Origin of the sequence: Agrococcus sp. DT81.2 (genome assembly GCF_049844935.1) — a bacterium.
GTDB lineage: Bacteria > Actinomycetota > Actinomycetes > Actinomycetales > Microbacteriaceae > Agrococcus.
Window position 1 is genome coordinate 603974 of record NZ_JBNCLZ010000002.1, and the last position, 18529, is coordinate 622502.

Below are 18529 nucleotides of genomic sequence, written 5' to 3' on the forward strand. Positions count from 1 at the left end.
TGTTGACTTAGCGAAAGCGGCTTATGTCCACCGCCGGAGGCACAATTGAACAATGAACAATGATCAGTGGTCACTCGCGGTGATCGAGAGCGATGACGGCTTCCTGCTGCTAGGCGACGACGATGCGCTGACGCAGTTCGAAACGCATGCCAGCCTCGATTCGCGGCGCGTCAAGCAGCAATCGTTGTCGCTCGCTAGCAAGGCGCTCGGAGCCGTCGCGCATGTGCAGGCGAACAGCGGTCGCTGGGTCAAGCTGACGGAGGAGTCGGCGAAGCTCATCAAGGAGCACGGGCCGTCACTGAGCAAGGCGGACAAGCTCATGACCGGAGTGGTCCGCGGTGAGGCTGGCAAGATCGTCAAGCACTTGAGGTTCGAGAACGCGGCATTGCTGACCCCGGCTGCGCCGATGATGCTTGCGTCGATGATGACGCAGGCCTCGCTGGAGGCGGCGCTCGACGACATCCAGGAGTACCTGGAGGTGATCGACGCGAAGCTCGACCGGCTGCTCAAGCAGCGCAAGATCGAGGCGCTCGGGCAGCTCGGCGGCGTGATGCTCGCCATCGAAGAGGCCGACACGATCTACGCGCACACTGGCACGGTGTCGGGGGTGACCTGGTCGAAGGTGCAGGCCAATTCGCTCGCTCTTCAGACGATGCAGGCTGAGTCGATCGCGCAGCTGACAGCCCTCGCGGATCTGGTCCGGGAGCGGGCCCTCGACACCGATAGGTCCGCCGCGGTGCTGGCCGAGGTGGACGGCGAGGTCTCGTTCTGGCTTGGCGTCCTCGCTCGCACGATAGCTCTGCAGGACAAGCAGTACGTGCTCGAACTTGCTCGCATCGCCGCAACGGAGCCAGAACAGCTTGACGCGCACCGCGCGGGGCTCAAGCTCGCTCGCCGCTCCCGCACTGACCGGATCGCTCAGAGTCTCGAGGCGATCAACGCGTCGGTTCGCGCATCCTCGAATCTGACCAATCGTGACAGAGTGGCCAACCCGTTCAGCGCCCAGCGGGTGACCGAGCGCGCCAATGGTGTCAACGAGAGCATCACGGTGTTCGCGCGGCACGCGGACCTGACCTTGCTTCAGGTCGAAAAGGTCGACCGGAAGACCTGGGGGCGTGCCGCAAAGGCACTCATCGGTGAGGCCGCTGATCAAGTCAACTCGACGAGCAATGACGTCGCTACGCGCGCCAGGGAGCTCGGAACGGGCATCCAAGAGCGGGGCGACGACGCGGTCCTCCGCCTCGCTGAGCGCGCACAGCAGCGCCGGAGGGCGCGACAGTCTCAAGACGAGCGTCGGGCGCTGGACGCCGGGGAAGTCTCGGAGTAGCGGGGCTCCTCGGGCGTACTTGCCGCGAAGGCTAGAGACGGGTCGTGCGGCGGTTCCGACGCGACTGCCCCGTGGTCGGAGGGGAACTCCGATCACGGGGCAGCGGGTTCGCGAAGTCAGCTGCGCGCCGGAACTGCCTAGCCCTGCGACGCCTGCATCTCCTCGAGCTGCAGCTCGAGACGGTCGCGGTGGTCGCGGATGAGCTCGAGGCTGCTCTGCGCAATGCCCTCGCGCGTCTCGAGGTCGGCGTAGTCCTCCTGCACGGCTGCGAGCTCGGCCTGGGCGTCGGCGGCCGAGGAGGCCGCGATGCCGGTGCCGGTCGCGCCAGCGGCGGCGACCACGACGAGCGCGACGATCCACGGCCAGCGGCGCGTAGTGCGCGCAGGCTTCCGCTGCTTCGTGTCGGCGGTCTCTGTGGCGGGTGCGGTCTCGTGGACCGGCGTCGTGGTCGTAGCGCTCATGGTGCTGCTCTCTCGTGTGCTGACGAATGCGCGCGCGGCAGACCACGGCGCATCCGCCGTTGGATTCGTGAAGGGTTGGCGCACCTACAGGTGGGGCGCGCCAACCGCCCATTATCCCGCTCATCCAAGGCGCTCGTTGCCGGCCCTCCGGCGACGAGCCGCCGATGCAGTAACAGCCGCTCGCACCCGAGCCAGCTACGCACTGAACGCGGGCACGACCTCCTCGATGAAGAGCTTGAGCGACGCGGCCTTCTCGTCGTGCGACATGCTGTTGTCGATCCAGAAGCTGTACTCGTCGACGCCGAGCGCCTCGTAGTGCCGCAGCCGCTCGATGACCTCGGCGGGCGTGCCGATCATCGCGGTGCGGTGGAGGCTCTCGGGAGAGAACTCCGGCCGCTCCGCGAACTTCGACTCGGGGCTGGGCTCGATGAAGCCGTTCACCGCCGGCACCTTGTTGCCGAACACGGCGTCGAAGGTGCGGTAGTAGCGGTTGATCGCCTCGGCGGGTGCGCGCCAGCCCTCGGGGTCGCTCTCGGCGTGCACGTGCGTGTGGCGCAGCACCATGATCTCGGGCCGGCGCTCGATCTCGGGGTGGGCGGCGATCGCCGTCTCGAACTTGTCCACCAGGTTCTCCACCTCCTCGTCGCCCTTCGCGAGTGGCGTCACCATCACGTTGCAGCCGTTCGCGACCGCGAAGTCGTGCGAGGAGGGGTCGCGAGCCGCGATCCACATCGGCGGGTGGTCGGCTTGCACTGGCTTGGGCACGCTCGTCGAGGTGGGGAACTGCCAGATCTCGCCGTCGTGCGCGTAGTCGCCCGCCCACAGCTTGCGAATGGCCGGCACGATCTCGCGCAGGTGCGCGCCGCCGTCGGTCGCGGCGAGACCGGGCACCAGGCGGTCGAACTCGAACTGGTAGGCGCCCCGGGCCAGACCGATCTCGGTGCGGCCGCCGCTGATGACGTCGAGCAGGGCCGCCTCGCCCGCCGCCCGGATGGGGTTCCAGAAGGGGGCGATGATCGTGCCCGCACCCAGGCGGATGCGCTCGGTGCGGGCGGCGAGGTAGGCCAGTTGCAGCATCGGGTTGGGCGAGACCGTGTACTCCATCGCGTGGTGCTCGCCGATCCAGACCTTGTCGAAGCCGCCGGCCTCGGCGGCCAGCACCAACTCGGTCAGGTCCTCCCAGGACTCCTGGTGCGGGACGGCGTCGTCCCACCGCTCCATGTGAACGAACAGCGAAAAGCGCATGCCGGTTCCTCTCTCGTGCTAGTTGTCGGTGGCCGAGTCGCGCTCGGCGATGGTGGTGTCGGTGCGCGACCAGTGCTCCCGCTCGACCTCGCGCACGATGACCGTGATGTTCTCGGATGCCGCGCCGACCGTGGTCTCGGCGGCGTCGTGGAGCGCGTTCATGAGCGCGCGCAGTTGCCCGGGGGAGCGCCCGCGGGCGATGGAGACGTCGATGAGCGGCATGGCAGTGGCCCTAGCCCCGCATCACGAAGGGGTCGGCGACCGGCCCCTCGTCGGTGTTGATCCAGACGCTCTTCAGCCGCGTGTACTCGTGGATCGACTCGAGGCCGTGCTCGATGCCGACGCCCGAGCTCTTGAAGCCCTGCCGCGGAGACATCGGCGACATCGCCCGGTAGGTGTTCACCCAGATGGTGCCGGCGTCGAGCCGTCGGGCCATCCGGTGCGCGCGAGCGAGGTTCTGGGTCCACACGCCCGCGGCCAGCCCGTACTCGGTGTCGTTGGCGAGCCCGACCAGCTCGTCCTCGGACTCGAACGGCATGATGGCCGCGACCGGTCCGAAGATCTCCTCCCGCACCACCCGCATGGAATTGTCGACGTCGGTGAGCACGGTCGGCTGGTAGAAGTAGCCGGGCAGCTCCAGGCCCTCCGGGCGGCCGCCGCCGACGTGCAGCGAGGCGCCCTCGGTGACTCCGAGGTCGACGTACGAGGCCACCTTGTTGAGCTGATCCTCGAACGCCAGCGGGCCGAGCTCCGTCGCATCGGCGAGCGGGTCGCCGATGCGGATGGAGCGGGCACGCTCAGAGACCCGCTCGAGCAGCTCGTCGTAGACCGCCCTCTGGGCGAACACGCGGCTGCCGGCGATGCACGTCTGGCCAGCGGCGGCGTAGATGCCGGCGATCACGCCCATCGCCGCGTTCGCGACGTTCGCGTCGTCGAAGACGATGTTGGGGCTCTTGCCGCCCAGCTCGAGCGTGCAGCCGATGAAGCGGGTCGCAGCCTGCGCGGCGATGCGCGCACCGGTGGTGGTCGAGCCGGTGAACGAGATCTTCGCGAGATCGGGATGAGCGACCAGGGCCGCGCCAGCCTCCGCGCCGTAGCCGGTCACGGCGTTCACGACGCCGTCGGGGAAGCCCGCCTCGGTGGCGAGCTCCGCCACCCGCAGGATCGTGCGCGAGGTGTACTCGCTGGGCTTGATGACAACCGTGTTGCCGGCTGCGAGCGCGGGCGCAATCTTCGACGTCGTGAGCGTGAGCGGCGAGTTCCACGGCGTGATCGCGCCGACCACGCCGAGCGGCTCGCGCTGCGTGTAGTTGAGGATCTCGTAGCTCGAGGTCGGGATCTGGGCGCCCTGCACCTTGTCGGCGAGCCCGGCGTAGTAGTAGTAGTACTCCGGGAGGGTCGCGAGCTGCCCGCGCATCTCGCGCAGCAGCTTGCCGTTGTCGAGGCTCTCGAGTCGGGCGAGCTCGTCGGCGTGCTCGGTGATCAGGTCACCCAGGTTGCGCAGCAGCCGGCCGCGCTTCGTGGCGCTGAGGCGGCTCCAGCTGGGGTTCTCGAAGGCCGCCTTCGCGGCAGCGACCGCTCGGCGTACGTCCTCCTCGTTGCCGCGCGCGGCCTCGTACAGCGGCTCGAGCGTCGCGGGGTTCGTGCTCGTGAAGTGCTCGCCGCTGCTGGGGGCGAGGTGAGCGCCGCCGATCCAGTGGTGCAGTCGTTCCGTCATGGTCGCAATGCCTCGGCTCTCTCGGCTGTCATGGCTTCCTCGGTGAAGGCGGTGATCGCCGCGGCGACGGCGGGGGCGTCCTCGACGGGCAGCATGTGGCGGACGCCCGGCACGATCTGCACGCGGGCGCCCGGTACGGCGGCGGCCAGCCGGCGCGACATCGCAGGCGTCGAGCCCGGATCGAGCTCGCCCGTCATCGCGAGCGTCGGCACGCGGATGCGGCCGAGCTCCGGCGCGATCTCCCGGTCGCCGCGCGCGAAGACCGCGTAGGCGTGCAAATAGGAGCCGACGTCGTTCGCGAGCAGCGCCCGCTCGGTCGCGGTGACCGCCTCGGCGCCGACACGGCTGCCCTTCGGGAACCAGCGCTGCAGCGAGGCGGCGACGCTCCCGCGGAAGTCGCGGCGCGCCGCCTCGAGCCTCGTCGCGACGGCGGCGGCCTCTTGGGCCGTGCGGTTGCACACCGAGCTCACGCACGTGAGCGTGGCGACGCGGTCCGGGTGGAAGCGCGCGAGGTGCTGGGCAATGAGCGCGCCGAGGGAGAAGCCGACGAGGTGCACGGGGCCGCCGGGCAGCCGCGCGAGCACGTCGTCGGCGAGGTTGGCGAGCGACTGCGGCGCGCGCAGCGGCGGCTGCCCGCCGTGACCAGGCAGGTCGAGCGCGACCGTGCCGGGACCGAGGACGCCGCGCACCGCATCCCACATCGTCCGGTCGAGCCCGACGCCGTGCAGCAGCACGATGGGCATCGGGTCGGTCGGCTGCGTCGCTGCAGTGCCGAGGTCGTCCATGCCGCGCGGCCTACTGCTCGGTCGCCAGCGCCGCGAGGCGCTGCTGGGGCCGGCCCTGGGCGGCACCGGCGAGCGCGACGAGGATCTCGCCGGCATGCGGGGCGTCGGCGATCTGCACCTCCACGCTCTGGTGGTGCGAGCGGATGGTGGCGTCGGTGATGTGCTTGAGCGGGATGTCGAAGGTCGTACCCGCGGGTGCGCGCTTCTCGACGGCCGGCAGCAGCGTGGTGGCGCTCGCGGCGTTGCGGAAGTGGTCGCCGAACTTCAGGGTGTGGATGAGCGCCGACCCGTGCTCCACCTCGCCCTCGAGACCGACGATGGCGGCCTTGCCGTAGGCCTCGATGGGGGCGCCGAGTGCGGCGACGACTCGGGGCGCGAGCAGCGCACCGAGATCGGACGCGACGGCGTCGATGCCGGCGCTGAGGTCGTCGACGAAGCCCTGCCCGTGCCACGGGTTGTCGATCACGGCGGCGACGACGGCGATGCGAGCGACCGGCTCGACCGGGCGGCCGCCCTCGATGGCGATCTCCTCGACAAGGGTGGTGATCTTCCGCACGCGCAGCGCGGCGCCGGTGGTGGGGCCAGTGGTCTCGGTCGCAGTGCTGGTCTCGGTCACGGTGCTGATCTCGGTCACAGTGAGAGCTCCTTCAGGATGTCGGATGTGATGGCGCGATCGGTCGCGCGGTCGCCGATGCGGGCGTGCGGGCGCGGGCCGGTGGCGGCTGCGGCGATGATGGCGATCTCGCCCGGATGCGGCGCATCAGCCAGGTGCACCTCGAGCGATTGGTAGAAGTCGCGCGTCGCGGGCGCCGTCTTGTGCCAGAGGGGGACGCGGTGGCTCGCGCCGGCGGCGGAGCGCGCGTCCGAGAAGCACAGGATCGACGTACCCTCGAGCGCCTCCCGCATGAGGTTGCCGAAGTAGGGGGTATGGATCAGTGCGCCCGCGTGCTCGATCTCACCGTCGAGCCCCACGACCGCGGCCTTCCCGAACGCCTGCACCGCATCCGGCCCGCCGAGGGCGTCGTTGAGGCGGTCGGTGAGCAGCTTCGCGAGCACTGGCGCGATGCGCTGGGTCTCGGGCTCGAGGCCGTACGTGACCGCGGTGCCCGCCCACGGGTTCGCGACCACGGCGATCGCGGCCGCGCGCAGGATGGGCGCGCCGTGAGTCTGTGCCTCCGCGGCAGGCAGCTCTTCGATGACGGTGCGGATGCTGCGGAGGCCGATGGCCGCGGCGATCGGCTCGTAGCCGTGCAGCGTGGAGACGCTGGAGAGGTCGAAGGCGTGCGCGGGCGCGGTCGTGGTCGTCGTCATGCTCGTGCACCCGTCGCGCTGTCGGTGCCGTCGGACCCCTTCTCGGCCGCATGCTCCTCGGTCGCGAGCGCCCGCATGGTCGCCTCGCTCGAGGCGTCGACATGCCTGCGCGTGGCGAGCTCGGCGCCGATGTGGTCGCGCGCCTCGATGGCGAGCACGATGCTCTCGTGCTCGTGCTGCGAGTCGCGCAGACGGCCGGGCTGACCGACGGACTTGCGCACCAGGCGGTGGTAGGCGAGCTGGTTCATCAGCCGCTCGTAGTGCTCGGTGAGCTTGCTGTTGTCGGCGCCGTGGATGAGGCCGTGGTGGAACTCGTGCACGAGCGCGGCGTAGGCGGCGCCGTCGCCACGACGCACAGCGTCGGCGGAGGCGACGAGGTTGCGGCGCAGCGCGTCGAGCTCCGGCACGCTGCCGCGGCGGGCGAAGAGCCCGGCGGCGAGAGCCTCGAGCCCGCTCTTGAGCTCGAACAGCTCGACGATCTCGCGGTGGGTGGGCTGGCGCACGAAGGTGCCGACGCGCGGGCGGATCTCGACCAGCCCCTCGTTCTCGAGCTGCTTGAGCGCCTCGCGGATGGGCGTGCGGCTCACCTGGAACTCCTGCGCGAGGAAGAGCTCGGGCAGCGGGGCGCCCGGCGGGTAGTCGCCGCTGAGCACGAGAGTGCGCAGCCGGTCGAGCAGCGGCGTCTCTGCCCCGCCCGCTCCAGTGCCGGATCGCTCGGATGTCTCTTGCATGCAAGCAACGTACCTTGCATGCCACATGGACGCAAGCAAAGCGGGCTAGTTCGGCTTTTGCGGGCCATGCTTGACGAATCTCTGGTGGACATCTACGCTCACTGGCATGCAAGACGTCGAGGGAGTTGTCATGATAGACATCAGGAGCGCGGTGCTCTCCGCGTGGGAGGCGGCGTGGGACCGCGGTGAGGTCGACCGGCTCGACGAACTGATGACCGTCGACTTCGTCCGCGAGAGCGCCGACTCCGGCAACCGCACCGACCTCGCCGGCCACAAGCGCGAGATCCTCGAGATCCGCGCAGCGTTCCCCGACCTCAGCACCACGATCGAGAAGCTCATCGTCGACGGCGATGACTTCGCCATCTTCTGGAGCACCACGGGCACGTTCACCAACGATCTGGGGGAAGTGCCCGCCACCGGCACGACCGTGCACACCCGCGGATCGAATCAGGGCGTCTTCCGCGACGGACGCATCGCCTTCGAGCGCGTCACCTGGGATCAGCGGTCGCTCCTCGCAGACCTCGGGGTGCCGTCGCTGCGCGCGGCGTTCGAATCCCTCCCCGACGACCTCGTGGTCGACGACCTCTCCGGCGACTACAGCCGTGAGGCCCTGAAGGGCTTCAACCGGCAGTTCATCACCGGCGTCACGGTCGTGACCACGACGGATGCGGAGGGGAAGCCTCGCGGGCTCGCCGCGAACTCCTACGCGTCGGTCTCGCTCGATCCGCCGCTCGTGCTCATCTGCGTGCAGAAGACCTCGTCGACCTACCCGGCGCTGTTCCACTCGCAGCACCTGGGGATCAACATCCTCAGCACCGGGCAGCGCGACACGCTCGCGACGTTCTCGTCTCGCGATCCCGACAAGTTCGCCAGTGTGCAGTGGCACGAGGGGCCGAAGGGCAGCCCGCTGCTCGACGGCTCGTCGGCCTCCATCGAGGCCGAGATCAAGGAGCGCTTCCAGGCGAAGACGCACACGGTCTTCATCGCGCGCGTGATCCACGCCGAGATCGCCGACGACGTGCCGATCGTCTACAAGGCCGGCAGGTTCTTCGACGGCGCCTCGCTCGCCGAGCTCTGAACTCCGCACGACACCGATCCATCCCCACCTCAAGGAACAGGCAGCGTCGCCATGACCCACAACACTCCGGGAGCCGACTCGGCTCCCACCTACGGCAGCTCCCTCACGCGGACCGAGCCGTTCGCGACCGAGGAGATCCCCGTCGCCGAACGCCACGGGAACCCGCGGAACCAGTTCACCTTGTGGTTCGCCGCGAATATGGTGCTCGCCGTGCTCGTGTCGGGCTTCTTCTCGTCGCTCTTCGGCCTGAACGTGCTGCAGGGGCTGAGCGCGGTCGCGGTCGGCACGCTGCTCGGCGCCGTCGTCATGGGCGTGCTGGCCGGCATCGGCACCAAGCTCGGCGTGCCGCAGCAGGTGCAGGGGCGCGGACCGATGGGCTACTTCGGCAACTTCCTGCCGATCGCGCTGCTGACGATCGTCTCTGCGATCGGCTGGACGGCCGTCAACACGGTCTTCGCGGTGCTCGCGCTCCAGCAGCTGGTCGACGTGCCCTTCTGGGGCGCCGCGATCGCGATCTTCGCGGTGCAGGCGGTGTTCGCGATCTGGGGCCACAACCTCATCCACCTGATCAACAAGATCGCCACCGTCGTGCTGGCGATCCTCTTCGCCGTCATCACGGTGCTGTCGCTGCAGCGCGCCGAGTTCTCGCAGGTCGTCAGCACCGACGCTCCCTACTTCATGGGCGAGTTCGCCGGCTGGCTCACCTTCGCCGGCTTCTTCTTCGCCTACGTGATGACCTGGACGCCCTTCGCCTCCGACTTCTCGCGCTACCTGCCGCGCAGCACCTCCCACACGAAGGTCACCCTGTTCACCGCCGGCGGCTCCTTCGTCGCGATGATGTGGCTGGGCGGCATCGGCGTGCTGGTCTCCAGCTTCGCGGGAGAGCTCGACGCGATAGCGGCATTGGCGGAGCTGACCGGCGACTGGGCCCCCGTGGCGATGGCGACGGTCGTGCTCTCGACGCTGCCCGTCAGCGCCATGAACCTCTACGGCGGCTCGCTGTCGCTGCTGACCATCCACATCCCCGTCAACCGCATCGTCGGCGTCATCGTGATCGCAGCGATCAGCCTCAGCGTCACGCTGCTCATGCAGACGAACCCCTACGGCAGCTTCTACGACTTCCTGCTCGTGCTGGCCTACTTGGTGGTGCCGTTCAGCACCATCCTGCTGCTCGACTACTACCTGCGCATGCGGCCGCTCGGAGCGCTGGGCACCAGGGAGCTGTTCGACAAGAGGCGGGCGTTCGAGTGGGGCTTCGTCGCCTGGATCATCGGCTGCGCCTTCTCGGCACTGTTCTGGCAGTCGACCCTGTTCACCGGCCCGCTGGCGGCGGTCTTCGGCGCCTTCGGCGACGTCTCGTACCTGGCCGGCGCGATCGGCGCGACGGTCGCGTACCTGCTGCTGCGCCGCCTGCCCCCGCTGTCGCGTCGGGCCGCCTCCGAGCCGGAGCGTGCCATCGACGCGACGTCGGCCGATACGGTGTCGGCGTGACGCAAGCCTCGAACGGCGGCCGGGCTGAGGCCCGGCCGTCGGCGGCGCTGCCCACCCTCGTCGTGATCGACATGCAGCAGGTCTTCCGTGACCCTGCGAGCCAGTGGGCGACGCCTGGCTACGACGCCGCGGCCGAGTGCATTCGTCTGCTCGTCGACGCCGCTGACGGCCCCGTCATCTGGACCCGCTTCGTGCGCGATCCGAGCGAATCCGGCGCCTGGCAGGCGTACTACGAGCGCTGGGACGAGTGCCGCGAGGAGCCTGACTCGGCCGCGTGGGACCTCACCATGCCGGTGGGCGACGAGCACGCGATCCTGTCGCTGCCGACGTTCTCGAAGTGGGGCGACGAGCTCGCCGCCCTCACCGCGGAGCACCCTGAGCTGGTCGTCTGCGGCGTCGCCACCGACTGCTGCGTGCTCTCGACGGTCCTCGGCGCCGTGGACGCGGGCAAGTTCGTCACGGTCGTCACCGATGCATGTGCGGGCGCGACCGACGAGGCGCATGAGCAGGCGTGCGCCCTGATGGGCATGCTGTCGCCCATGGTGCAGCTGGCGGGAACCGCCGACGTCGTCGCGCGCGCCGCGGCACGGAAGAGCGAGCCGGCTGCCCGCTCCTGAGGTCGACCTCCGCGTCGGCTGGGCGCGTCGCTCCGTCGGTCGCCCGGCCGTGGTCGGCACCGGATCGCCGCTCGGGCGCCCGCCCGGTCAGCCTTCCGGGGTGAACCGCAGCGGGAAGCGCACGGGACCCGTGTTCCCGGAGACCGGCAGCCACTCGCCCGGGCCGTCGGTAGCGACATTCGGCATCCGCTGCGCCAGCAGCGGCAGCGCGACGCTCATGTCGGTGCGGGCGACGAAGTGGCCGAGGCAGTGGTGCACGCCGCCGCCGAAGCCGCTGTGGAGCGGCCGGTCGTCGTAGGCGATGTCGAAGGGCGCGTGCTCGGCCATGGCGCGGGGGTCGGTGCCGATCGCGTGCGACAGGACCTGCACGATGCCGCCCTTGGGGATCCGCAGGCCGTGGAGGTCGACGTCCTCGATCGCCTCGCGAGTGACCCAGGTGACGGTCGGGTTGACGCGCATGACCTCCTCGACAGCCCGGGCGCCGAGCTCCGGGCGCTCGGCGAGGAGCGCCCACTGATCCGGATGCGCGAGGAACGTCTGGACCGCGAGGCCCAGCTGGTTGCGGGTTGTCTCCATGCCGGCGAACGCCAGGAAGACGAGGGCGACGCTCAGTTCGCGGCGGCTGAGCGCGTCGCCCGCCTCGTGCGCGGCGATGAGGGTGCTGACGAGGTCGTCGCGCGGCTGCGCCTGCCGGTCGACGATGACGCGCTCGATGTAGGCGGTCAGCTCCTCGAGCGCGGCCTCGATGCGCGGCAGGTCGCGGCGCACGTTGATGCCGAAGGACTTGCCGAGGTCGTCGGCGAGGTGCGCGACCTGCGGCCACTCCTCGTCGGGGAGGCCCAGCAGCAGGCAGAGGATGCGCGAGGAGTAGGGCTCGGCGAACTCGCTCACGAACTCGACCGTGCCGCGCTGGGCGAAGTCGTCGATGAGATCGTTCGCGAGCGACTGGAACTGCGGGCGCATCGCCTCGATCGTCTTGCTGCGGAACGCCGGACCGAGCAGCCGCCGCAGCCGAAGGTGGTCGTCGCCGTCGAGACTCAGCAGCGTCTCCTGCCACCACTCGCGCCAGGGCCCGTCGTGGATGCCGTTCTGGTCGGGCCACTTGTCGTTGCCCTGACGGAATCGGCGGTCCTTGAGGAGCGCCGTGCCTTCCTCGTAGCGGAGGATCGCCCAGCCGTAGGGGGTCTCGGCGAACCAGCTCTCGTCCTGCGCCTCATGGACGGCGTCAGACGTGACGTCGAAGCTCGGATCGGCGAGGTCGAGGAAGCGAGGGGCACTCATGCCCGGAGCCTAGCCAGACAACCGCATTCTCAGGCGCCAGATGAACTCCAGCGGGTCGAACTGGTCGGGCTCCGCCCGCGCCCGCTTCAGCCCGCGAAGACGAGCGAATCCAGGATGGGCTGGAGCGACGCGCGGAACTCCTCGGAGGAGTGCTGCTCTTCGACGTTCGTGATCTCGAGGGTCACGTTGCCCTCCCCCCGCCGGAGGAGCACGAGTCGGACCTCGAGCGCATCGAGGAGCACGTGATGCAGTTGCGAGACGCCGCTGCCGATGATCAGCGGCACGCCGGCGTAGGGGCCGTACGAGCACATGTCGGCTTCAGCTCCGTCGACCAGCACGAGATCGATCTGCAGGCCTTCGAGTCCGCCGACGGTCACGGGCACGGGCGGCGTGACCGTCAGTGTCGGCACCGATTGGTACCAAGCGACGAGCGCCTCCGGGGTCCTGTTGACGCCCTGCTCCGGAGCCTCTGCGCAGTCGAGAGCGGCAGCCGCGGCGTCCTGGTAGATGCCGAGGTAGCTGCCGCCGACCGCCGAGTCCTGCGACGCGAGATCGTCAGTCTGGAAGAGCCAGAAGTTGCCGGGCAGATCCTCGTAGTTCGTCCAGCCGGCGGGCACCGTGTACGTGATCGCCGGTTGGAAGACCCTCGTCTGGTGCTCTCCGGCCTCGAGGGCTCCGAGGCACGCGCCGCCGTGCGGATTGGGGCACCCTGCAGCCTCCTCCGCTGAAGGCGTCGGTGCCGGCGTCACCGTCGCGGCTTGTGGCTCGGGCGCGGACGAGGCGGGCCCGGAAACCTCCGCCGGCGCGCAGCCCACGAGCACGAGTGCGACGGCCAAGCCGATGACGGAACTCTTGAGCATCTTCGGCTCCTGGCGTGGGACGCATTGACTCGGCGTCTGTGTCTGCGCCAGTCAGGTCGGCTGCCGCCCCTGCTCGCGAAACACTGTCCGCGATCGTCGAAAGCGTATGCCTCGGCTGGAAGGCAGGCAATGCCCCGGCGGGCGGTCCTGCGGGCACGAGTCCAGGCCTATCTCGCGCCCGTCGCGCTCGCCGACGACGTGACCGAGCCGGAAGCATCCGCCTGCTCTCGTCGACGACGATCCGTCGTCGGTGCGCCTAGATGAACTCCAGCGGGTCGAACTCGTCGATCGGGATGACGCGCACGCGCGGCAGCCGGCTCGTGAAGGCGGCGACGTCGTACTCGAGGTCGAAGAACTCCATGCCATCGACGTCGCGCAGGCCGCCGGCCATGAACTCGCCGAAGCCGAGGATGCCGACGCGGGCATCGCCGGCCGCGAGCCGCTCCATCTCGGGCGCGAAGTCGCGGTCGTGGCTGACGAGCATGACGTCGGCGTCGCGCTCCACGAGCGCCTGCGCGGTGCGCTGGATGGCGATGTCGACGACCTTGCCCTCACCGCGAAGCGGCACCGGCCGGTAGCCGATCGCGATGAGCGCCTGCACGAAGGCGGCGGGCAGCTCACCCGGGACGGCGAGGAAGAACAGGCCCTTGACCGGCTGCTGCCAGGTCTGCTCGGCGAAGGCGAGCACCTTGTTCCAGCGCGGGCGCTCCTGCGGCTCCGGTCGCCGGCCGAGCAGCGAGATCCCGAGCGTCGCATCGATGTTCTCGCCATCGACGAGGAGGTAGGTGGTGCGCTCGGCCATGAGGCGAGCCTATAGCGCGCACCCGGCCTCACGGCTGGCAACGCTGAGCGGACGCCGGGCGATTAGGCGTTAGGCGGAAGCGGAAGAGCCGAGCATCCCGATCCAGAATAGTGCGGCAAACCCGAACGAGAAGAAGCCAGTGATCGTTCCCGACACGATGCCGGTAATCGCGAATGCGCGGCCTGAGGGCTCCTTGCGCAGTCCGACCACGCCAAAGACGATGGCGAGGATTGGGACGATCAGCGTCCACCCGAGCAGGATGCTCGAGAGCCCGAAGATCATCGAGGTGATGGAGTGCCCCTTGGGCTCCGCTGCGGGAACGAAGGCGACTGGCTGGGCATAAACCGGCTGGACGTAGTGCGGCTGCGGTTGCTGTGGGTAGCCGTTCGGGTACTGCTGGTGATTCGACATCGGTGCGTCCTTGCATGAGATGGCTGCGCGGGCGCGCGTCCTCGAAGCTGGGGAATTCCATTATCTGCGTCGCGAGCGCAATCAGCGACCACTCATGCTGCAGAAATTCGATAAGAATCACGACGCTGTTGCCAGCGCCCGCGGCCGGCAGCCGCTACTCCGTGCCGCGCACGTCCAGCGGGTCACCGTCCGGCCCTTCGAGCGCGACGTAGTGCATTCGCCAGCGCTCGTCGTCGTCCGTACGGCCGACGCAGACGTACATGATGGCGACCGCGTCCTCCATCGGGTGGGGGAGCGGCATGCGCGCGCACGGCACGCCGACCTCGACCGTGCCAGGCATTGGCTCCCAGTCGGCGGTGACCGTACCGTCGAGCGGGCCGCCGAAGAACTCGGCGAGGCGCGAGCGCTGCTGGAAGGCAAGCGTGGTGGCGGGGTCGAAGCTCATGGAGCGAGCATCGTGGCGACCGCTGACACCGCGCCCGGCGCCGACCTCCACGCCCGCTGCGGACGCGCCGAACGCCGCGCTCAGCCGCTCTCGTTACCGTGCTCGCTCCGACGCGAATGAGCCGAGCTCGGTTCGCAGCACGCGAAAGGGCCGTCCCGCAGCGGGACGGCCCTCGAGCGCGCTCAGTTCTCGGGGAAGCCGAGGTTGAGGCCGCCGTGGCTCGGGTCGAGCCAGCGCTGCGTGATGGCCTTCTCGCGGGTGAAGAAGTCGAAGCCCGCGGCGCCGTAGGCCTTCGAGGAGCCGAACAGCGACTGCTTCCAGCCGCCGAACGAGTGGTACGCGACCGGCACGGGGATGGGCACGTTGATGCCGACCATGCCGACCTGGATCTCGTTCTGGAACTTGCGCGCCGCGCCGCCGTCGTTCGTGAAGATCGCGGTGCCGTTGCCGAAGACGCCCGAGTTGATGATGTCGACGCCCTCGGCGTACGACTCGACGCGGACGACCGAGAGCACCGGCCCGAAGATCTCCTCGGTGTAGGCGCGCGAGCTCAGCGGCACCCGGTCGAGCAGCGTCGGGCCGAGCCAGAACCCGTCCGCCTCGCCGTCGACCTCGATGCCGCGGCCGTCGATCGCCACCTCGGCGCCGTCCTCCTCGGCGATGGCGATGTAGCCGGCCACCTTGTCGCGGTGCTGCTCGGTGATCAGCGGGCCCATGTCGGTGCCGCGGCGGCCGTCGCCGATCTTCAGGGTCGAGACGCGCTCGCGCACCTTCTCGATGAGCGCATCCGCCACCGAGTCGACCGCGAGGACGACCGAGATCGCCATGCACCGCTCGCCCGCGGAGCCGAACCCCGCGTTGACGGCCGCATCGGCGACCAGGTCGAGGTCGGCGTCGGGCAGCACGAGCATGTGGTTCTTCGCGCCGCCGAGCGCCTGGACGCGCTTGCCGTGCTTGGCGGCGGTCTCGTAGATGTACTGCGCGATGGGCGTCGAGCCGACGAACGAGATGGCCTGCACCTCGGGCGCCGTGAGCAGCCCGTCGACCGCGACCTTGTCGCCGTGCAGCACGGTGAAGACGCCGTCGGGGAGGCCGGCCTCCTTCCACAGCTCGGCCATCCACATGGCGGCGGAGGGGTCCTTCTCGGAAGGCTTGAGGATGACCGTGTTCCCTGCCGCGAGCGCGACCGGGAAGAACCACAGCGGCACCATGGCGGGGAAGTTGAACGGACTGATGATGCCGACCACGCCGAGGGCCTGCTTGATGGAGAAGACGTCGACGCCGGTCGAGGCGTTCTCGGAGTACGCGCCCTTCAGCAGGTTCGGGAACGCAGTCGCGAGCTCGACGACCTCGAGTCCGCGCGCGATCTCGCCGCCCGCATCCGAGAGCACCTTGCCGTGCTCGCTCGTGATGATCTCGGCCAGCTCGCCGCGACGCTCGTTGAGCAGCTCGCGGAAGCGGAACATGATCGCCTGCCGCTTCGCGATCGACAGGTCGCGCCAGGCGGGGAAGGCCGCCTGCGCGGACTCGACCGCAGCCCGCACATCCGCCTCGTCGGCGAGGGAGACGTGCTTCGTCACGACGCCGAGCGCCGGGTCGTAGACGGGCGCGGTGCGTCCGCTGCCGCTCTCGTGGGCGACGCCGTCGATCCAGTGGTGCACGACGGCGGTCGCGGTGGCCTGCTCGGTGATGGTCATGGATGCTCCTGGTTGCGTTGAGGTCTGTGAGGCTTCGACACGCTCGGTGCGCTTCGCGCGCGGAGCGGCTCAGCCAGCGGGTGGGATCACGCGTAGACGGCGTGGTAGAGCTGCTCGACCTGCTCGGCGGTCGGCACGCGGGGGTTGTTGTTGGGGGAGCCGGACGCGAGCGCCTGCTGGGCCATGACGGGCACGAGCTCGTCCCACGTGTCGCGGCCGATGCCCCGAGTCGCGGGCGTGGGCACCTCGAGCTCGACGGCGAGCGCGCGCAGCTCGGCGACGAGCAGATCGGCGGCAGCCGCGTCGGTGTCGGCCCGGTCGGCGACGCCGAGCGCGCGGGCGCACTCGGCGTAGCGCTCGACGGCGTCGCCCACCGAGAACGCGGTGATCTCGGCGAACAGCATCGCGTTCGCCATGCCGTGCGCGATCTGGAAGTGCGCCCCGAGGGGCCGGCTCATGCCGTGCACGAGCGCGACGCTCGCGTTGGAGAACGCCATGCCCGCGAGGGTGGCCGCGGTCATCATCTCCTCGCGCGCCACGAGGTCGTCGCCGTCGCGGTAGGCGCGGCGCAGGAACCGGCCGATGCGCGTGATGGCGGCGATCGCGTAGGTATCGGAGATCGGGTTCGCCTTGCGGCTCACGTACGCCTCGATCGCGTGCGTCAGCGCGTCGATCCCGGTGTCGGCGGTGAGGCGCGGCGGCATCGAGAGCGTGAGCTCGTAGTCGATGACCGCTGCCTTCGGCAGGTAGCCGGGGCCGGCGCAGAGCATCTTCTCGTTCGTCGCGCTGTCGGTGATGATCGTGAACTGCGTCACCTCCGAGCCGGTGCCGGCGGTCGTCGGCACAGCGATGACCGGGAGCGCCTTGCCGACGAACTGGAAGGGCGCCTTGAGCTCTCGCATGTGGCCGCCACGCACGGCGAGCACCGAGAGCGCCTTGGCGGTGTCGATGGGGCTGCCACCGCCGAGGCCGACGAGGCTGTCGGCGCGGTGCGCGCGGATGGCGTCGAGGCCCGCCTCGAGCGAGTCGGTCGTGGGGTCGGGGATGGTGCCGTCGAACACCGCGGCGTCCGCGCCGGCAGCGCGCAGCGCATCCGCCACGCGCGCCGCGACGCCGACCGAGACCAGGAAGCCGTCGGTGACGACGACCGGCCGGGTGGCGCCGAGGTTCGCAAGCAGCTCGCCGATGCTGTCGACGCTGCCCGCGCCGATTCGGAGGATGGGAGGGGTGTTGATATCGATGCTCACCGCACGCCTTTGTGATCGGGTCCGAAGGGGACTGGACCGCTCCAGCCTGCGTTGCAGGGATGCAGTCGTCAATGGCCAGTCGCGCAGGGATGACTGCAGAAGTGCAGAATGGATGCGTGGACACCGAGAACCTGCGCTTCCTGCTGGAGGTGGCGCGCACCGGCCGGCTGCGCGAGGCTGCGGCCCGCCTGCAAGTCGACGAGACGACGGTCTCCCGCCGCATCAGCCGCCTGGAGCAGGAGCTCGGGGTGCGGATGTTCGACCGCACGCCGCAGGGGTGGCGCATCACGGAGCCGGGGCGGCTCGTCATCCCGCACGCCGAGGCGATCGAGTCGAGCGTCTCGCGCGCGATGGAGGCGGTCGTGTCGCGCGCCGGCGACCTGAGCGGCACCGCCCGCATCCTCGCGCCAGACGGCTTCGGCGCGAACGTGCTCGTGCCCGGTCTGCGGCCGCTGCTCGACGCCCACCCGGCCCTCTCGCTCGAGGTGATCACTGCAACGACCCACGACCTGATCACGGCGCGCGACTTCGACGTGGCGGTGACGCTCGAGCGGCCCTCACCGCGCTCGGCGGCCGTGCAGCACCTCACCGACTACGAGCTGCGGTGCTACGCCTCGCGCGAATACCTCGACCGCCACGGCGTCCCTCGCTCGGTCGACGAGCTCCGCCGCGACCACGACCTCATCTGGTACGTCGACGCGCTGCTCGACGTGCAACCGCTGCGCGTGCTCGAGGAGCTGCTGCCGCGCGCCAGTGCGCGCCTGCAGACCAACAACATCACCGGCCAGCACAGCGCGGCACGCGCCGGCTTGGGTGTGGCGCTGCTGCCCACCTACATCGGAGCGGCCGATCCGCAGCTCGTCGGCGTGCTGCCCGAGGAGCTGCGCATCAGCCGCACCTACTGGCTCGTCGTGCCGCGCGACTTGACGGAGCTGCTGCGCGTGCGTGTCATCACCGACGCGATCGGGGAGCTTGTCGCGGAGCACCCGCACCTGATGGCCCGGCCACGCTGACCGCGGCCGG

At 69.9% G+C, this 18529-nt stretch carries 20 protein-coding genes; 5 read left to right on the forward strand and 15 right to left on the reverse strand.

What is annotated here, in order from left to right:
* The first annotated feature begins 52 nt into the window (after window positions 1-52).
* On the forward strand, window positions 53-1327 hold the full coding sequence (locus ACLQ21_RS06135) for a hypothetical protein (RefSeq protein WP_425662364.1): 1275 nt from the start codon (window positions 53-55) through the stop codon (window positions 1325-1327).
* Window positions 1328-1464: 137 nt separating this feature from the next.
* Here the strand turns inward: ACLQ21_RS06135 and ACLQ21_RS06140 are convergent, their stop codons facing one another.
* The 8 genes from ACLQ21_RS06140 to ACLQ21_RS06175 all read right to left on the reverse strand — a co-directional run bounded on the left by ACLQ21_RS06140 (window position 1465) and on the right by ACLQ21_RS06175 (window position 7577).
* On the reverse strand, window positions 1465-1788 hold the full coding sequence (locus tag ACLQ21_RS06140) for a hypothetical protein (protein ID WP_425662365.1): 324 nt from the start codon (window positions 1786-1788) through the stop codon (window positions 1465-1467).
* Window positions 1789-1983: 195 nt separating this feature from the next.
* Window positions 1984-3033: an LLM class flavin-dependent oxidoreductase gene (locus ACLQ21_RS06145; RefSeq protein ID WP_425662366.1), complete on the reverse strand. Its 1050-nt coding sequence runs from the start codon at window positions 3031-3033 to the stop codon at window positions 1984-1986.
* An 18-nt stretch (window positions 3034-3051) separates the two neighbouring features.
* A complete protein-coding gene (locus ACLQ21_RS06150) occupies window positions 3052-3255 on the reverse strand; it encodes a tautomerase family protein (protein ID WP_425662367.1) in 204 nt (67 codons plus the stop codon).
* A 10-nt stretch (window positions 3256-3265) separates the two neighbouring features.
* Entirely contained in the window at window positions 3266-4750 is a 1485-nt protein-coding gene (locus ACLQ21_RS06155) for an aldehyde dehydrogenase (protein ID WP_425662368.1), read from the reverse strand.
* Window positions 4747-5535 carry an alpha/beta fold hydrolase gene (locus ACLQ21_RS06160; RefSeq protein ID WP_425662369.1) on the reverse strand — a complete coding sequence of 263 codons (789 nt, stop codon included), beginning with the start codon at window positions 5533-5535 and terminating at the stop codon, window positions 4747-4749. Before ACLQ21_RS06160 ends, ACLQ21_RS06155 begins: the two co-directional genes overlap by 4 nt.
* A 10-nt stretch (window positions 5536-5545) precedes the next feature.
* On the reverse strand, window positions 5546-6169 hold the full coding sequence (locus tag ACLQ21_RS06165) for an amino acid synthesis family protein (protein ID WP_425662370.1): 624 nt from the start codon (window positions 6167-6169) through the stop codon (window positions 5546-5548).
* Window positions 6166-6846, reverse strand: a complete 681-nt coding sequence (locus ACLQ21_RS06170; RefSeq protein ID WP_425662371.1) for an amino acid synthesis family protein — start codon at window positions 6844-6846, stop codon at window positions 6166-6168. Before ACLQ21_RS06170 ends, ACLQ21_RS06165 begins: the two co-directional genes overlap by 4 nt.
* Window positions 6843-7577 (reverse strand): GntR family transcriptional regulator, encoded by a 735-nt coding sequence (locus ACLQ21_RS06175; protein WP_425662372.1) that lies wholly within the window; start codon window positions 7575-7577, stop codon window positions 6843-6845. The genes ACLQ21_RS06170 and ACLQ21_RS06175 overlap by 4 nt, the downstream gene beginning before the upstream one ends.
* Window positions 7578-7707: 130 nt before the next feature.
* Between ACLQ21_RS06175 and ACLQ21_RS06180 the strand changes: the two genes are divergently transcribed.
* The 3 genes from ACLQ21_RS06180 to ACLQ21_RS06190 are packed head-to-tail and all read left to right on the forward strand — an operon-like array spanning window position 7708 to window position 10763.
* Window positions 7708-8655 carry a flavin reductase gene (locus ACLQ21_RS06180; protein ID WP_425662373.1) on the forward strand — a complete coding sequence of 316 codons (948 nt, stop codon included), beginning with the start codon at window positions 7708-7710 and terminating at the stop codon, window positions 8653-8655.
* Between the two features lie 51 nt (window positions 8656-8706).
* Window positions 8707-10146, forward strand: coding sequence for a purine-cytosine permease family protein (locus tag ACLQ21_RS06185; RefSeq protein ID WP_425662374.1), 1440 nt, complete (start codon window positions 8707-8709; stop codon window positions 10144-10146).
* On the forward strand, window positions 10143-10763 hold the full coding sequence (locus ACLQ21_RS06190; protein ID WP_425662375.1) for a cysteine hydrolase family protein: 621 nt from the start codon (window positions 10143-10145) through the stop codon (window positions 10761-10763). Before ACLQ21_RS06185 ends, ACLQ21_RS06190 begins: the two co-directional genes overlap by 4 nt.
* An 87-nt stretch (window positions 10764-10850) precedes the next feature.
* On the opposite strand, the gene ACLQ21_RS06195 is transcribed toward ACLQ21_RS06190, so the two are convergent.
* From ACLQ21_RS06195 to ACLQ21_RS06225, 7 genes are all read right to left on the reverse strand, one after another.
* Window positions 10851-12044 (reverse strand): cytochrome P450, encoded by a 1194-nt coding sequence (locus ACLQ21_RS06195; protein WP_425662376.1) that lies wholly within the window; start codon window positions 12042-12044, stop codon window positions 10851-10853.
* A gap of 86 nt (window positions 12045-12130) precedes the next feature.
* Window positions 12131-12904 carry a hypothetical protein gene (locus ACLQ21_RS06200; protein ID WP_425662377.1) on the reverse strand — a complete coding sequence of 258 codons (774 nt, stop codon included), beginning with the start codon at window positions 12902-12904 and terminating at the stop codon, window positions 12131-12133.
* 256 nt (window positions 12905-13160) lie between these two features.
* The gene (locus ACLQ21_RS06205; protein ID WP_425662378.1) at window positions 13161-13706 is read right to left on the reverse strand and encodes an NYN domain-containing protein; all 546 of its coding nucleotides are present in this window, start codon (window positions 13704-13706) and stop codon (window positions 13161-13163) included.
* 69 nt (window positions 13707-13775) lie between these two features.
* Entirely contained in the window at window positions 13776-14117 is a 342-nt protein-coding gene (locus tag ACLQ21_RS06210; protein ID WP_425662379.1) for a hypothetical protein, read from the reverse strand.
* A gap of 154 nt (window positions 14118-14271) precedes the next feature.
* The gene (locus tag ACLQ21_RS06215; protein ID WP_425662380.1) at window positions 14272-14562 is read right to left on the reverse strand and encodes a hypothetical protein; all 291 of its coding nucleotides are present in this window, start codon (window positions 14560-14562) and stop codon (window positions 14272-14274) included.
* 182 nt (window positions 14563-14744) lie between these two features.
* A complete protein-coding gene (locus tag ACLQ21_RS06220; protein WP_425662381.1) occupies window positions 14745-16259 on the reverse strand; it encodes a CoA-acylating methylmalonate-semialdehyde dehydrogenase in 1515 nt (504 codons plus the stop codon).
* 86 nt (window positions 16260-16345) lie between these two features.
* Window positions 16346-17506, reverse strand: coding sequence for an iron-containing alcohol dehydrogenase (locus ACLQ21_RS06225; RefSeq protein WP_425662382.1), 1161 nt, complete (start codon window positions 17504-17506; stop codon window positions 16346-16348).
* A gap of 116 nt (window positions 17507-17622) precedes the next feature.
* Between ACLQ21_RS06225 and ACLQ21_RS06230 the strand changes: the two genes are divergently transcribed.
* Complete coding sequence (locus ACLQ21_RS06230; RefSeq protein WP_425662383.1) at window positions 17623-18519, forward strand: LysR family transcriptional regulator; 897 nt, start codon at window positions 17623-17625, stop codon at window positions 18517-18519.
* The last annotated feature ends 10 nt before the right edge of the window (window positions 18520-18529 follow it).